We start from the raw sequence: 15,132 nt of genomic DNA on the forward strand, positions 1-15,132 counted from the left end.
TAGGCCAGATGGCAGGGAACGAACCGACTGAGGTCACCGGGGAATGGGACGGGGGGCGCTCCGCGAAGCGCCGTAAGGCGGTGCGGTACGGCGTGCCGGTCGCGGTGGCGGGGGTGGCGGCCGCGACGATCGGGCTGGTCCCGGCGTTCGCCGGATCCGGTTCCCCGGATCTGCCGAAGATCTCCGCCCAGGACCTGATAGCGAAGATCGCCAAGTCCGATGTCCAGCAGCTCTCCGGCACGGTTCAGGTCACCACCGACCTCGGCCTGCCCGCCCTGCCGGGCGGCGCGGGTGCCGGCGGCTTCGGCGGCGGCGCGAAGGGCGGCGGAGCGGGCGCTTCCGCCTCCCCGCAGAGCAAGTTGACCGAGCTGGCGTCCGGGACGCACACCCTGCGGGTCGCCGCCGACGGCCCCGAGAAGCAGCGGGTGTCGCTCGTGGGCCAGTCCGCCGACTACACCCTCATCCACAACGGCAACGACGTCTGGGCGTACGACAGCGGCAGCAACACCGTCGCGCACCACACCGCCCCCAAGGGCGCCCACCACGGCACCCCGCGCGACCTGCCCAAGGACGTGCAGAACGCCACCCCGCAGGAGCTCGCCAAGCAGGCGCTGAAGGCGGCCGGGGACACCACCTCGGTGACGGTCGGCGACACCGCCAAGGTCGCCGGGCGGGACGCGTACCAGCTCGTCCTCACGCCCAAGCAGGCCGGCTCCACGGTCGGTTCGATCCGGGTCGCGGTGGACGCCGCCAACGGCGTCCCGCTGAAGTTCACCCTCACCCCCAAGAGCGGCGGCCCGGCCGCGATCGACGTCGGCTACACCCGCGTCGACTTCGCCCGCCCGGCCGCGGACACCTTCGCCTTCACCCCGCCCAAGGGCGCCAAGGTGGAGAACGGCGACCGGGCCGCGGGCCAGGCCGCCCGCCAGCACGGCAAGGAGTTCGGCGGCCTCAAGGGCCTCAAGGACCACAAGGGTTCGCAGGACTTCGGCGGGTTCGACGTGCTCGGCAAGGGCTGGACGTCCATCGCCACCCTCAAGGCCCCCGGCGGGCCCGGCGGCAAGGACCAGCTCGCCAAGGGCGAGGCCGGCAAGCTGATGGACAGCCTGGGCTCCAAGGTGACCGGCTCGTTCGGCTCCGGCCACCTCTTCAGCACCCGACTGGTCAACGCCCTGCTCACCGACGACGGCACGGTCTATGTGGGTGCCGTCGACAAGCAGGCCCTGATAGCCGCGGCCGACGCCGCGAAGAAGTAACGGGCCAGCGGCGGCGGCCGGGCCGTGCCGCGTCTCCCGCCCGGGGGAGCGGCGCGGCCCGTACGCGGTCCGTATGGGGCGGCAAGTGGTCCGCACGGGCCGGTAAGTGATCCGCACGAGCTCGTCAGTGGTTCGTCAGTGGTCCGCACGCCTCTGTCGGGTGCGGTAAAGGGGCGTCGCCACGAGGGGGCATCGCCCCAAGGGGCCGTCATGCGCGAGGAGTTGGGGAGACCGTGTCATCACCACCGTCCGCGGACGAGGAGCGCGCGGCGCCGCAGGAGGCGGACCGGGTGATCGAGACCCGTGGGCTGACCAAGACCTACCGCGGCGGCCGGCCCGCGGTGGACGGCCTGGACCTCGCCGTGCCGCGCGGCAGCGTCTTCGGCTTCCTCGGTCCCAACGGCTCCGGCAAGACCACCACCATCCGGATGCTGATGGGGCTGATCGAGCCGACCGCCGGCACCGCCCGGGTCCTCGGGCGGACGATGCCCGGCGCGGTCCGCCAGGTGCTGCCCAGGGTCGGCGCGCTCATCGAGGGCCCGGCGCTCTACGGCTTCCTCAGCGGCCGGGACAATCTGCGCCGGTTCGACGCCGCCGACCCGGCCGCCGACCCCCGCACCCGGAGCGAGCGGGTCGGCCGGGCGCTTGCGCGGGTGGGCCTGGCCGCCGCGGCCGGCAAGAAGGCGCGCACCTACTCCCTCGGCATGAAGCAGCGCCTGGGGCTGGCCGCGGCCCTGCTCCAGCCGCGCGAGCTGCTGGTGCTGGACGAGCCGACCAACGGCCTGGACCCGCAGGGCATGCGGGAGATCCGCACGCTGGTGCGGGAGCTGGCGGCGGACGGCACCACGGTCTTCCTCTCCTCCCACCTCCTCGACGAGATCGAGCAGGTCTGCACCCATGCCGCGGTGATGTCCCGGGGCCGGCTGGTCACCCAGGGCCCGGTCGCCGGCCTCACCTCCGCCGTGCTCGGCCCGGCCGCCCGCGCCCGGTTGGCGGTGACCACGCCCGATCCCGCCGAGGCGATCCGGGTCCTCGCGGCGCGCGGCCTGACCGGGCTGCGGGCCGACGGCGACCACGTCACGGGCGAACTGCCCGCGGCCGCGCCCCAGGGCACGGTGTCGCCGGCCAGTACGGCGCCGGCGGACGGCACGGCGCCGGCGGGCGACTGTGGGCCACCGGACCCGGCGGAGTTGAACGCCGCGCTGGTCCGCGCCGGGGTCCGGGTCCGGGCCTTCGGCACCGAACGGGCGTCCCTGGAGGACGTCTTCGTCCAGCTCACCGGGGAGGGCTTCGATGTCGCGGGATGAGCGGGATGAGACGGCCAAGCGGCCGGCGCGGCGGGCCGGGGTGGTGGCGGCGATGGTGCCCCCACCCCCACCGCCCCCGCCCGCACCCTCGCCCTCGTCAAAGGCGCGCCGGGCCCACCGGGCGCGCTGGTCACCGGAGTTGCTGCGCAGCGAGCTCGGCACGACGTTCCGGCGCTGGCGCACCCTGGTCCTGCTGGCGGTGCTGGCCGCCGTCCCGGTCCTGGTCGGCATCGCCGTGCGGATCCAGACCGGGGGCTCCGGCGGGGACGACCGCGGCCCGGCCTTCCTCGCCGGGATCGCCGGCAACGGCCTCTTCCTGGTCTTCACCGCCCTCGCGGTGACGCTGCCGGTGTTCCTGCCGATGGCGGTCGGGGTGATCGCGGGTGACGCGGTCGCCGGCGAGGCGCACACCGGGACGCTGCGCTACCTCCTCGTCGCCCCCGCCGGCCGTGGCCGCCTGCTGCTCGCCAAGTTCGCCACGGCCATGGCGTTCTGCGGGGTGGGCACCCTCGTCGTGGCGCTCTCCGCGCTGGTCACCGGCGCGCTGCTGTTCCCCCTGGGCAAGGTGACGCTGCTGTCGGGGACGTCCATATCCTTCGGCGACGGGCTGCTGCGGGCGTTGGCCGTCGCGGGCGTCGTGGCGCTCTCGCTGGTCGGGGTGGCGGCCCTCGGCCTGTTCGTCTCCACCCTCACCGACAGCGGCGTCGCCGCCATGGCCACGACGGTCGGCCTGGTGCTCACCGCCCAGATCCTGGACGGCATACCGCAGCTCCAGGCCGTCCAGCCGTATCTCTTCCCGCACTACTGGCTGTCCTTCGCCGACCTGCTCCGCGACCCGGTCTACTGGGACGGGATCTGGCGGAACCTCGGCCTCCAGGCGCTCTACGCCGCGGTGTTCGGCTCGGCGGCCTGGGCGCGGTTCACCACCCGCGACATCACGGCGTGACGGCCTGACGGCGTGACGGCCTGACGAGCCCGCGCCCGTCAGGCGGCTACCGGCCCGCCTCCCCGGCGCCGGCCGGCGGAGCGACCGAAGGAGCCGCCGGCTCCGCCGCGGCGCGCCCGGCGTCCGTGGCCTCCGTCGCCGCCTTCTCGCCCGCCAGCGCCCCCGCGGCGGCCAGCGCGGCCCGCCCCCGTCGGGCGGTCCGCAGCGCGTCCCAGGTCAGCATCGCCAGCGCGGCCCACACCAGCACGAAGCCGGCCCAGCGCTCCGCGGGCATCTCCTCGTGGAAGACCACGAGCCCCAGCACGAACTGGAAGGTCGGCGCCAGGTATTGGAGCATCCCCAGGGTGGTCAGCGGCAGCCGTACCGCCGAGGCGCCGAAGCAGATCAGCGGCACCGCGGTCGCGACGCCGCACCCCGCCAGCAGCAGCGCCTGCCCGGCCCCGCCGGTGACGAACACGGACTGCCCGCGCACGCCCAGGTAGATCAGGAAGCCCAGCGCCGGCAGCGCCTGGAGGGCGGTCTCGGCGCTGAAGCCCTCGATGCCGTCCAGCTTGATGCCCTTCTTCACCAGCCCGTACGTGGCGAACGACAGCGCCAGCCCGAGCGCGATCCACGGCATCCGCCCGTAGGCGACCGTCATCACGACCACGGCCAGGGTGCCGATGCCCACCGCCGCCCACTGGAGCGGCCGCAGCCGCTCGCGCAGCACCAGCACCCCGAACGCGATGCTCACCAGCGGGTTGATGAAGTAGCCGAGCGAGGCTTCCAGGACGTGCCCGGTGTTGACCGCCCAGATGTAGAGGAACCAGTTCAGCGAGATCACCACGGCGCAGACCAGCACCAGCCCGAGCCTCCCCCAGCTAACGCCGGGGGGACCCCCAGGCTGGCACAGCAGCGGGCGGATCCAGGACCAGCGGCGCAGCGCGGCCAGGATGACCAGGGCCACCGGCAGCGACCACGCCATGCGGTGGGCCAGGATCTCGGCCGGCGCGGCGGCGTCCAACAGGTGCCAGTAGAGCGGCAGGAGGCCCCACATGGTGTAGGCGGCGAGGCCGTACGCGAGGCCGGCGCGCTGGTCGGTTCGAGACGGCAAGGGGCCCTCCAGAGGGTGCGGTCGATCCTGTGCAAGGTAGCGCCGCCGGCCCCTGCTGTCATGCCCGTTCCGACATACGGTCATGACAGCAGGGGCGGGTCGGTGGGATGGGCACCGTCCCCTCTCAACGCCGCGGCGGGTGCCCGCCGGAGCGCGCCTGCGCGCTCGCTGCGGACACCCGCCGAGGGTGTGGCCGGATCCGGCCTGGGGGTGGTGTGGGGTCAGCCGACGACCGTCCAGGTGTCGTTGCCGGTCAGCAGGGTGGCGAGGTCGCCCTTGCCCTTCTGCTCGATGGCGGTGTCCAACTGCTGGGCCATCAACGCGTCGTAGACCGGCCGCTCGACGTCGCGCAGCACGCCGATCGGGGTGCGGTAGAGGGTGTCGGGGTCGGCGATCCGGGACAGGGCGAAGGCCGTGGTGGGGGAGGGGCTGTGCGCGTCGTGCACCAGCACGGCGTCGGTGCCCTCCTTGGTGACGTCGATGACCTTGAGGTCGCCGGTGGCCGGGTCACGGACCACGCCCTTGGCGCCGAGGCCGTCGGGGGCGGGGGCGCCGAACCGGATCGGCTGCCCGTGCTCCAGCCGGATCACCGCCTCCTGCGCCTGCTCCTTGTCCTTGAGCGCCTCGAAGGCACCGTCGTTGAAGATGTTGCAGTTCTGGTAGATCTCCACCAACGCCGTGCCCGGGTGGGCGGCGGCCGCGCGCAGCACCGAGGTCAGGTGCTTGCGGTCGGAGTCGACGGTGCGGGCCACGAAGGACGCCTCGGCCCCCAGCGCCAGCGAGACCGGGTTGAACGGCGCGTCCAGCGAGCCCATCGGCGTCGACTTGGTGATCTTGCCGAGCTCGGAGGTCGGGCTGTACTGACCCTTGGTCAGCCCGTAGATCCGGTTGTTGAACAGCAGGATCTTGAGGTTGACGTTGCGCCGCAGGGCGTGGATGAGGTGGTTGCCGCCGATGGACAGGGCATCGCCGTCACCGGTGACCACCCACACCGACAGATCACGGCGCGAGGAGGCGAGCCCGGTGGCAATGGCCGGGGCGCGGCCGTGGATGGAGTGCATCCCGTAGGTGTTCATGTAGTACGGGAAGCGGGAGGAGCAGCCGATGCCGGAGACGAAGACGATGTTCTCCTTCGCCAGGCCGAGCTCCGGCATGAAGCCCTGGACGGCGGCGAGGACGGCGTAGTCGCCGCAGCCGGGGCACCAGCGCACTTCCTGGTCCGACTTGAAGTCTGATCTGGACTGCTTCGCCGTGGCCTTGGGCACCAGGGAGAGCGCCTCGATCTGGGAGGGCTTCTCCGAGACCGTTTCAGTCATTGATGGCCTCCTTAAAGACCTCCGCGAGCTGCTCGGCCTTGAACGGCATCCCGCTGACCTGGGTGTGCGAGCGTGCGTCGACCAGATACCTGGCGCGCAGCAGCGTGGCGAGCTGGCCGAGGTTCATCTCCGGCACGATCACCTTGTCGTAACGCGCCAGGACCTCGCCGAGATTCCCCGGGAAGGGGTTGAGGTGGCGCAGGTGCGCCTGGGCGATGCGCTGGCCCGCGCCCCGCACCCGCCGCACCGCCGCCGTGATCGGCCCGTAGGTCGAACCCCACCCCACCACCAGGGTGTCCGCACCGCTCCCGGACTCGTCGGTGGGGTCGTCGACCTCGACGTCGGGGACGGCGATGCCCTCCACCTTCGCCTGGCGGGTGCGGACCATGAAGTCGTGGTTGGCCGGGTCGTAGGAGATGTTCCCACTCCCGTCCTGCTTCTCGATGCCGCCGATGCGGTGCTCCAGACCCGGCGTGCCAGGCAGCGCCCAGGGACGGGCCAGGCTCTGCGGATCGCGCTTGTAGGGCCAGAACACCTCGGTGCCGTCCGCCAGCTCGTGGTTCGGGCCACTGGCGAACTGCACGCGCAGATCCGGCAGTTGGTCGACCTCGGGGATCCGCCAGGGCTCCGAGCCGTTGGCCAGATAGCCGTCGGAGAGCAAGAAGACCGGGGTGCGATACGTCAGCGCGATCCGGGCCGCATCCAAAGCGGCGTCGAAGCAGTCGGCCGGCGTCCTGGGCGCCACGATCGGCACCGGCGCCTCACCGTTACGCCCGTACATCGCCTGCAACAGATCGGCCTGCTCGGTCTTGGTGGGCAAGCCGGTGGAGGGACCGCCACGCTGGATGTCCACGATCAGCAACGGCAGTTCGAGACTGACCGCCAGCCCGATGGTCTCCGACTTCAACGCCACCCCCGGACCGGAAGTGGTCGTCACCGCCAACGACCCGCCGAACGCCGCGCCCAGAGCCGCGCCGATGCCCGCGATCTCGTCCTCCGCCTGGAACGTCCGCACACCGAAGTTCTTGTGCTTGGACAGCTCATGCAGGATGTCCGAGGCCGGCGTGATCGGGTACGAGCCCAGATACAACGGCAGATCGGCCTGACGGGAGGCAGCGACCAGACCGTAGGACAGCGCCAGATTGCCGGAGATGTTGCGGTAGGTACCGGTCGGGAAGGCCCTGGTGGCCGGCGCGACCTCATAGGAGGTCGCAAAGTCCTCCGTCGTCTCCCCGAAGTTCCAACCCGCCCTGAAAGCCGTGACGTTCGCCTCCGCGATATCCGGCTTCTTCGCGAACTTCGCCCGCAGGAACTTCTCCGTGCCCTCCGTGGGCCGGTGGTACATCCACGACAGCAGACCCAACGCGAACATGTTCTTCGAGCGCTCGGCCTCCTTACGGGAGAGCCCGAACTCCTTGAGCGCCTCGATCGTCAACGTCGTCAACGGCACCGGGTGGACGTTGTACGCCGAGAGCGTGCCGTCCTCCAACGGGTTGGTCGCATAACCGACCTTCGCCATCGGCCGCTTGGTGAACTCGTCGGTGTTGACGATGATCTCCGCACCCCGCGGCACATCACCGATATTCGCCTTCAACGCCGCCGGGTTCATCGCCACCAGCACGTTGGGCGCATCACCGGGGGTGAGGATGTCGTGGTCGGCGAAGTGCAGCTGGAAGCTGGAGACACCCGGCAGCGTGCCGGCAGGCGCACGGATCTCGGCGGGGAAGTTCGGCAGCGTCGACAGGTCGTTGCCGAACGACGCCGTCTCGGACGTGAAACGGTCACCGGTGAGCTGCATACCGTCACCGGAGTCGCCGGCGAACCGGATGATCACCCGGTCCAGGCGCTGGATTTCCTTGCCCGCGCCGCCGTCGCCGGAGGCGCGCTGTTCCCCGACAAGCGCTCCGTCGGCCTGCTCGGCTGTGCTACTGACCTGGCTGGTCACTGCTTCGGACCTCCCTCAAGGGGTACGGCGACCCCGCCGGACGCAGGGCGTGGGACGGGTCGTACCGACCGGTTGTCCCATAACCATCGTACGTGGGTAAGGGTGCCCTTCCCTGGGCCGGTCACATGATGGACGCCGGGATGAGACACCGCTCTGTCATGGTTTGTCATCGAATCACTGCCCCCGCCACCCCGTCTCCCTCACCCGGCGACCTCGTCCATTGGTGCTAGGACCATGGTTCTACGCCGCGGCCCCGACCGCCGGCGGATCGGGACATTGTTGATATCCGACAGGCTGTCAGTCGGCTAGGAGTTGAGGTAGGTGAGGACCGCGAGCACCCGGCGGTGATCCCCGTCACTCGGCGTCAGGCCGAGCTTGAGGAAGATGTTGCTGACGTGCTTCTCGACCGCGCCGTCGCTGACCACCAGCTGCCGGGCGATCGCGGAGTTGGTCCGGCCCTCGGCCATCAGCCCCAGCACCTCGCGCTCCCGCGGCGTCAGATGCGCCAGCACGTCCTGCTTGCGGCTGCGGCCCAGCAGCTGGGCCACCACCTCCGGGTCCAGTGCGGTGCCGCCGCCGGCCACCCGGGCCACCGCGTCCACGAACTCCCGCACCTCGGCGACCCGGTCCTTGAGCAGATAGCCGATGCCCCGGCTCGACCCGGCCAGCAGCTCGGTGGCGTACTGCTCCTCGACGTACTGCGACAGCACCAGCACCCCGACCTCCGGGTGGTCCCGGCGCAGCCGGAGCGCGGCCCGCACGCCCTCGTCGGTGTGGGTCGGCGGCATCCGCACGTCGGCCACCACCACGTCCGGCGGGGTGCCCGCGCCGGCCAGCTCGGCGACCTTGCGCACCAGCGCCTCGCCGTCGCCCAAGCCCGCCACGACCTCGTGCCCGCGGTCGGTCAGCAGCCGCGTCAGCCCTTCCCGCAGCAGCACCGAATCCTCGGCGATGACCACCCGCACCCTGTCCTCCACGACGACGATTCCCCCACTTGTCCGCGCGTTCCCTACGGTCCAGCCTGTCGCCCCCCCCCAGCATCCCAGCATGCGGACCGGGGCGGGCGGGTGAGGGGGAAGGAGGGGAGCGGACCGTGCGCGCGGGTGGGGCCGGACCCCCGTCCCGGTCCCACCCGCGCGGGCCGTACGCCGCCGTCAGCCGCGCCAGGGCAGCTCGGCGGTGACGACGGTGGGGCCGCCGGCCGGCGAGTCCACCACCAGCAGGCCGTCGACGGAGTCCAGCCGTTCGGCGAGGCCGGCGAGCCCGCCGCCGGCCGCGGTGCTCGCGCCGCCCCGGCCGTCGTCCGACACCAGCAGCATCAGCCTGCCCGCCCGTCGCCCACCACCGCCCTTGTCCGAGGGCCCTGCGGGCCCGCCCCCCTCGTGGTGCCAGACGTCCACCGCGGCGTGGTCCGCGCCGCTGTGCTCGGCGACGTTCCGGAGCAGTTCGGAGACGGTGAAGTAGGCCATGCCCTCGATGGCCGCGGCCGGCCGGCGGTCCAGGTCCACCTCGACCGTGACCGGCACCGGGCAGCGCCCGGCCAGTGCGGACAGCGCCGGGCCCAGTCCGCGGTCGGTGAGGATCGCCGGGTGGATGCCGCGGGCCAGGTCGCGCAGTTCCTGGAGCGCGATCTTCACCTCGCCGTGCGCCTCGTCCACCATCGCCGCCGCCGCGCGCGGGTCCTGCGCCACCTTCTCCTTGGCCAGCCCCAGATCCAGCGCCAGCGCCGCCAGCCGGGCCTGTGCCCCGTCGTGCAGGTCCCGCTCGATGCGGCGCAGATCGGCGGCGGCGGTGTCGACCACCACCCCGCGGTCCGACTCCAGCTCGATGACCCGGGTGGCCAGCGACGACGGCCCCAACAGCCCGCGCACCAGCAGCCGGTTCACCTGCGTCAGACCCCGGAACAGCCACGGCCCGGCCAGCACCATCAGCAGCCCGACCCCGCCGCTCACCGCGGCCGCCACCGTCGGGCTCACATAGAGGACGGTGGTGCCGTCGCCCCACAACTGGACGCCCGGCAGCCCGGTATACGGGCGGACGGCCCAGAACCACAGCGGGAAGGTCAGAAGCGCCCACCCCACCGTCCAGAACGTCACCGCCAGGACGAAGGCGAACAGCGCCCACGGGAAGACCAGGAACGCATAGAGCAGGTGCCGCCAGGACGCCCCGCTCTTGAGGACCGCACCGACCCATGCCATCAGCCCCGGCTTGGCGGGGCGCAGCGGCTCCGGCGCGGCCACCTCCAGCCCCAACAGCGCTCGGGCCCGGGCCCGTTCCAGCGCGCCCAGCCCCCGGGCGCCGGCCAGCCCGCCGGCCAGCACCGGGACGCCCAGGAAGGTGATCAGCAGCCCGGCGCTCAGCGCGACCACGGTGACCGCGTAGGCGAACGTCAGGCAGGCGAGCGGCAGACTCAGACAGAGGTGGAGGAACTCCCGCCAGGTGCGCCCGGCGAAGGGGGCGCGCAGGCCCACCGGCACCCGGGGACCGTCGGGCCGCGGCGGGTGGGTGGGGTGCGCCAGATACGCGGTGTCCATGTCTCGTCGTCGTCCTTCTGCCGTGGCGTCCGGCGCCGGCCCGGCGCCGATTCCGGGTGGCGCTGCCGGCCCCTGCCGGCTCCGTCCAGCGTCGGGCACCGCCGGCGCCCGGGCCATGAGGCTGCTCGCAGTCTTCCGCCGGGGGTTTTCCCCACCCCGGCACCCCACGCCGGGTGCCCGCTCAGCGCCGGCCGCCGCCCCGCCGCTCCGCGCGCCCGTCCCGCCGCTCCGTGGCAGCGGCGGACCGCTGCCGCCACGGCACCTCCGCGGTCACCCGGGTCGGCCCGCCCTCCGGCGAGTCCAGCACGAACAGCCCGTCCACGGCGCCCAGTCGGTCCGCCAGCCCGGCCATCCCGCTGCCGCCGTCGAGCCGCGCCCCGCCCCGGCCGTCGTCGTGCACCTGGAGCAGCAGGCGGTCCCGGGACCGCCACACCTCCACCGAAGCGCGCCGCGCCCCGCTGTGCTTGGAGACGTTCTGGAGCAGCTCGGAGACGGTGAAGTAGACGATCCCCTCGATCGCCGGGGCGGGCCGCTCGGCCAGGTCCACGGAGGTGGTGACCGGCACCGTGCAGCGCCCGGCCAACGAGGCCAGCGCCGGCCCCAGTCCGCGGTCGGTGAGGATCGCCGGGTGGATGCCGCGGGCCAGGTCGCGCAGCTCCTGGAGGGCCAGCTTCACCTCGCCGTGCGCCTCGTCCACCATCGCCGCCACGGTCTCGTCGGCCTGCCCCTCCAGCAGCTTCTCCTTCGCCAGGCCGAGGCCCATGGCGAGCGCCACCAGCCGGGCCTGCGCGCCGTCGTGCAGATCCCGCTCGATCCGGCGCAGATCGGCCGCCGCGGTGTCGGTGACCACCATCCGGTCCGACTCCAGCTCGGCGATCCGCCGCTCCAACTCGTCGGACGGACAGAGCAGTCCGCGCACCATCGCCCGGTCCGCGTTGGACAGCCAGCGCGCCAGCCACGGCAGCACCGGCCAGGCCACGAACAGCGACACCAGGGTCACCGCGAAGGTGAAGATCCCCCACGGCAGCCGGACCACGGCGAACAGCGCGTGCCGCCAGGCCACCGGGTCCGTCAGGCGTGACCACAGCCACCCGAAGAAGCCGCGCTCCCAGGCGTGCGGCGGGCTCGGTTCGGCCACCACCACCCCGAGCCAGGCGCGCGCCCGGGCCCGCTCCAGCTTCCCGTAGAGCCGACAGGCCGTCAGGCCCGAGGCCAGCAGCGGCAGTCCGACGACGGTGAGCGAGAGCCCCGCCCCCAGCACCAGCCACACCACCAGCACCGCGAACGCGGCGACCTCCAGCGGGAGGTTGACCAGCAGATAGCCGATCTCCCGCCAGGTCCAGCCGCCGAGCGGGGCCCGCGGCGGCGGGAGCGCCACCCCCTCGGCGTCGTCGGCGGCAGTGAGCTGGGATCTTTCCGTCATACGCCCAGCTTGCCGGGGTCCGCGGACGACTGCCATGGGGTTCGTCGGGTGGCGGGTGGGGGGTTTGCCCCACCTACCGTGCGCGGGGCCCGGGTTGGCGCGGGACGCTGTGGACAGCGCGCGGCGGCGGGCCCGTATGGTGTTGCGGTGCGAAACGGCCGCGTGGACATGACGAGTGCGACGACGGGCGCGGCCGCGGGCCCGGAACGGCGCGACGACGACGGCTGGCCCACGGCGGGACCCGCCGGCACCACCCGCCCCCCGGCCCCCGCGGGCCGGCGCTGGGACGACTGCGGCCGGAACCGGACCGCGGCCCTGGCCAGCGCGCTGCTCGCCGCCGTCGCCGGGATCTGCGCGACCACCTGGTACGGCGCCGAGGCCGCCTCCTGGCTGGGCGCCGCGGCCGTGGTGTGCGCGGGCGGCGGCGCGGCGCTCACCGCGGCGCCCGGCCGCCGCCCCGTCGGCACCGCCGTGCTGCTGACCGGCGTCACCCTCGGCCTCCTCGCCGCCTGGCAGACCGCGCCCGGCGCCGCCCGGCTCGCCGCCACCGGACTCACCGCCGCGGCCGCCCTGGCGCTGCTCGGCCTGCGCACCCGGCTGGGGCGCGGCGGCCTGACCGGCGCCGCCGCGCTCGCGCTCGCGGTGGCCGGCTGGGAGCTGGCGCTGGCCCTGACCGACCCGGTCCGCACCGGCGTCGTCCTCGGCTTCCTCTCCGTCCTGGCCCTCGGGGCACTGCCCCGGCTCGCGCTGCGCACGGCCGGGCTGACCGGCTGGGACGAGAAGCACGCGGGCGGCACCCCAGTCAGCCGCCACCAGGTGGCCGCCGCGCTGGCCGCCACCCACCAGGGGCTGGCCCCGGCCACGGTGGCGACGGCCGCCTCCGCCGGCGCGGCCGGCGTCCTCGCGGCGGGCGCACCGGGCCCCTGGACGGTGCTCACCGCCCTGCTGCTCGCCGTCGTGTTGTTCTCCCGGGCCCGCGCCTACCCCCTGGCCGTGCAGGTGGTCGCCCTGCTCGCCGCCGGAACGGCCGTGTGCGTACGGCTCGTTCTGCTCTGCGCGGCGGACGGCGGCGCCCCGGCGCTCGCCCTGACCGCGCTCGGACTGCTGGCGGCGCTGCCCCTGGTGGCGCTCGCCGTCCGCCTCCCTGACCCGCTCCGGAACCGGCTGCGGCGCTGGTTGGACGTGGTGGAGTCGGTGAGCACGGTGGCGCTGATCCCGGTGGGCCTCGGCGCGTTCGGGCTCTACGGGACGCTGCTGGGTGGCGCGTGACGAGGGGAGGCCCGGTGCCGGCGGAGGCGACGGGGAGTTCCTGTGAAGACCCGGCGGCGCGGGAACGTTCCGGCCGGCCGGGGGAGTTTGGAAGGCGGGGGCGGTGACTGCGGCGAGTACGGAAGGCGCGGGGGGTAGGGCAGTGGACGTGGCGAACGGCAACGGCAACGGTGCCCCCGGTTCGGGCGGTTCGGGCGCTTCCGGCAGTTCGAGCGGCTCGGGCAGTGGTGGGGGTGCGGGTGGTTCGGCCGTGACGGGTGGGGCGCCGGGTGCGCTGCCCGCCGCGGTGCCGATGCCGCCGGCCGAACCGGCGCCGGTCGCGACCGGCGCGTCCTTGGCCGGGGCCGAACCGTCTCCGTTTGACCCGCCGCCGGTGGCGGTGCACGCGTCCCCGCCGGCGTCCGCGCCCGTGCCCGGGGCCGCGCCCGCATCCGTGCCTGGGCCCGCGCCCGTCAACCATGCCGCGGCGCCGGCCAGTTCGGCTCCGGCGGCGACGGTCCCACTCCCGGTGACCGCCCCGCCCCCGGCGGCCGCCCCGCAGGCCCCATCTGCTCCACCAGCCTCGCCCGCCCCTCCAGCGGCACCGGCCCCGCCCGTGGCGCCGGCCGCCGCCCCGCTGCCGCCGGTGGCGCCGACGCCGGGGCCCGCCGCCGCGCCTGCCCCGGCCCCCGGTCCCGTCCCCGGCTCCTACGGGCGCGCCGGGGTGCCCGCGCGCACGCCCGTCTCCGTGCCGTTGCTGCCGCCCGAGTTGGCCGACGGTCAGCCGCGGCCGCGTCGCGGCGACCCGCTGTCCCGGCGCGCCGGCCGGGCGCTGCGCCGGGTGTTCGCCTCCTCGCCGGCCGCCGAGTCCGCCGCCCTCACCCGGGCCGCGGCCGCCATCCAACAGCCGGTCTCCAGCGGTCGACAGATCGCGGTGTCCAGCATCCGCGGCGGCGCCGGCAAGTCCACCGTCGCCGCCCTGCTCGCGCTGACCTTCGCGCACTACCGCCCCGACCCGGTGCTCGCCGTCGAGGCCGACCCGGCGCTGGGCACGCTCCCGCACCGGCTCGGCGCCCGCGAGGTCCGCTGGTCGGGCTCCGATCTCGCGCAGATCCTCGACCCGTCGATGCTGATCACGGACCTGACGGGCTATCTCCTCCCGTTCGCCGGCGGCGGCTGGCTGCTGCCCGGCAGCCAGGGCGCCATCGGCACCCGTCTGGACATCGACACCTACCGCGTGGTGATGACCTCGCTGCGCCGCCACTTCGCCGCCACGGTGGTGGACTGCGAGACGCTGCCCGCCGAAGTCGCGCGCACCGCGCTGGTGACCACCCAGGCGCGGGTCCTGGTCACCCCCGCGACCCCGGAGGGCGTGGCCGCCACCCGTTCCGTACTGGACTGGATCGGCGGCCTGCACCCCGGCCTGCTGCCGACCACGGTCGTGGTGCTCACCCACTCCTCGCCCGACAGCGGCGTCGACGTCCGCAAGGCCGCCGCGCATCTGGGCGCCGGCGGCGCCGCGGTGCTGCCGCTGCCCTACGACCGCCACCTGGCGGCGGGCGGCGCCATCCGCACCGAGCTGCTGGGGGCCCGCACCCGCGAGGCCGCGGCCCGGATCGCGGCCGAGGCCATGGACCGCGCGGTCTCCCGCGACCCGTCCCGCCGCCAACAACAACACCAGCCGCAGCAACAACACCAGCCACAGCCACAGCCACAGCCACAGCGCCAGCCGCAGCCGCAGGCACAGCACCCGCAACCGGCGCCCCCACAGCCGCCCACCCAGCACCCGACCCCGGCGCCGCAGGGCTACCCCCAGCTGCCCCCGCACCCCCAGGTGCCACCCCGGCCCACCGACCCCCGCACCCCGTACGGTGGCGGCACCCCGAGCTGACCGGCCGCCGCCCACACCGCACCCCGCCCCACCCCGACCGCACGCGATCCCGCCCATCGGACGTTCCCCGTCCGCACCGTGAGACGCCGCGTGAGACGACCAGGTCGTCCGTCTACGCTGCCGGCCACCCAGGTAGGGCGAAGCCGGGGCAACCCCGGCTCCCCGCGACGATG

The 15,132-nt window shown here is 74.2% G+C and carries 11 protein-coding genes; 5 read left to right on the forward strand and 6 right to left on the reverse strand.

Annotation, left to right across the window (positions count from 1 at the left end):
* Nucleotides 1–8 precede the first annotated feature (8 nt).
* The 3 genes from ACFVFQ_RS08710 to ACFVFQ_RS08720 all read left to right on the forward strand — a co-directional run bounded on the left by ACFVFQ_RS08710 (nt 9) and on the right by ACFVFQ_RS08720 (nt 3,509).
* The gene (locus ACFVFQ_RS08710; RefSeq protein ID WP_383411053.1) at nt 9–1,256 is read left to right on the forward strand and encodes an outer membrane lipoprotein carrier protein LolA; all 1,248 of its coding nucleotides are present in this window, start codon (nt 9–11) and stop codon (nt 1,254–1,256) included.
* A 233-nt stretch (nt 1,257–1,489) separates the two neighbouring features.
* Entirely contained in the window at nt 1,490–2,563 is a 1,074-nt protein-coding gene (locus ACFVFQ_RS08715) for an ABC transporter ATP-binding protein (protein ID WP_383411060.1), read from the forward strand.
* The gene (locus tag ACFVFQ_RS08720; protein WP_383411063.1) at nt 2,550–3,509 is read left to right on the forward strand and encodes an ABC transporter permease; all 960 of its coding nucleotides are present in this window, start codon (nt 2,550–2,552) and stop codon (nt 3,507–3,509) included. The genes ACFVFQ_RS08715 and ACFVFQ_RS08720 overlap by 14 nt, the downstream gene beginning before the upstream one ends.
* A gap of 46 nt (nt 3,510–3,555) precedes the next feature.
* On the opposite strand, the gene rarD is transcribed toward ACFVFQ_RS08720, so the two are convergent.
* The 6 genes from rarD to ACFVFQ_RS08750 all read right to left on the reverse strand — a co-directional run bounded on the left by rarD (nt 3,556) and on the right by ACFVFQ_RS08750 (nt 11,820).
* The gene (rarD, locus tag ACFVFQ_RS08725) at nt 3,556–4,602 is read right to left on the reverse strand and encodes an EamA family transporter RarD (protein ID WP_383411066.1); all 1,047 of its coding nucleotides are present in this window, start codon (nt 4,600–4,602) and stop codon (nt 3,556–3,558) included.
* A gap of 221 nt (nt 4,603–4,823) precedes the next feature.
* On the reverse strand, nt 4,824–5,918 hold the full coding sequence (locus tag ACFVFQ_RS08730) for a 2-oxoacid:ferredoxin oxidoreductase subunit beta (RefSeq protein WP_383411069.1): 1,095 nt from the start codon (nt 5,916–5,918) through the stop codon (nt 4,824–4,826).
* Nucleotides 5,911–7,863, reverse strand: a complete 1,953-nt coding sequence (locus tag ACFVFQ_RS08735) for a 2-oxoacid:acceptor oxidoreductase subunit alpha (RefSeq protein WP_383411072.1) — start codon at nt 7,861–7,863, stop codon at nt 5,911–5,913. The genes ACFVFQ_RS08730 and ACFVFQ_RS08735 overlap by 8 nt, the downstream gene beginning before the upstream one ends.
* A 305-nt stretch (nt 7,864–8,168) precedes the next feature.
* Nucleotides 8,169–8,828 carry a LuxR C-terminal-related transcriptional regulator gene (locus ACFVFQ_RS08740; RefSeq protein ID WP_383411521.1) on the reverse strand — a complete coding sequence of 220 codons (660 nt, stop codon included), beginning with the start codon at nt 8,826–8,828 and terminating at the stop codon, nt 8,169–8,171.
* A 189-nt stretch (nt 8,829–9,017) separates the two neighbouring features.
* Nucleotides 9,018–10,397 carry a sensor histidine kinase gene (locus tag ACFVFQ_RS08745; protein WP_383411075.1) on the reverse strand — a complete coding sequence of 460 codons (1,380 nt, stop codon included), beginning with the start codon at nt 10,395–10,397 and terminating at the stop codon, nt 9,018–9,020.
* A gap of 181 nt (nt 10,398–10,578) precedes the next feature.
* Nucleotides 10,579–11,820, reverse strand: coding sequence for a sensor histidine kinase (locus tag ACFVFQ_RS08750; RefSeq protein WP_383411078.1), 1,242 nt, complete (start codon nt 11,818–11,820; stop codon nt 10,579–10,581).
* Between the two features lie 147 nt (nt 11,821–11,967).
* Here ACFVFQ_RS08750 and ACFVFQ_RS08755 point away from each other — a divergent pair, with 147 nt between their 5' ends.
* Together ACFVFQ_RS08755 and ACFVFQ_RS08760 are read left to right on the forward strand one after the other, a co-directional pair.
* A complete protein-coding gene (locus ACFVFQ_RS08755) occupies nt 11,968–13,089 on the forward strand; it encodes a secretion protein snm4 (RefSeq protein ID WP_383411081.1) in 1,122 nt (373 codons plus the stop codon).
* A gap of 595 nt (nt 13,090–13,684) precedes the next feature.
* Complete coding sequence (locus ACFVFQ_RS08760) at nt 13,685–14,959, forward strand: hypothetical protein (protein WP_383411083.1); 1,275 nt, start codon at nt 13,685–13,687, stop codon at nt 14,957–14,959.
* Nucleotides 14,960–15,132 lie beyond the last annotated feature (173 nt).

Origin of the sequence: Streptomyces sp. NPDC057743, assembly GCF_042798755.1 — a bacterium.
GTDB lineage: Bacteria > Actinomycetota > Actinomycetes > Streptomycetales > Streptomycetaceae > Streptomyces.

What these genes read in the sequence shown, in the direction of transcription:
- ACFVFQ_RS08710 (WP_383411053.1), top strand. Translation starts at nt 9, where the DNA reads ATGGCAGGGAACGAACCGACTGAGGTCACCGGGGAATGGGACGGGGGG.
- ACFVFQ_RS08720 (WP_383411063.1), top strand. Translation starts at nt 2,550, where the DNA reads ATGTCGCGGGATGAGCGGGATGAGACGGCCAAGCGGCCGGCGCGGCGG.
- ACFVFQ_RS08730 (WP_383411069.1), bottom strand. Translation starts at nt 5,918, where the DNA reads ATGACTGAAACGGTCTCGGAGAAGCCCTCCCAGATCGAGGCGCTCTCC.
- ACFVFQ_RS08745 (WP_383411075.1), bottom strand. Translation starts at nt 10,397, where the DNA reads ATGGACACCGCGTATCTGGCGCACCCCACCCACCCGCCGCGGCCCGAC.
- ACFVFQ_RS08750 (WP_383411078.1), bottom strand. Translation starts at nt 11,820, where the DNA reads ATGACGGAAAGATCCCAGCTCACTGCCGCCGACGACGCCGAGGGGGTG.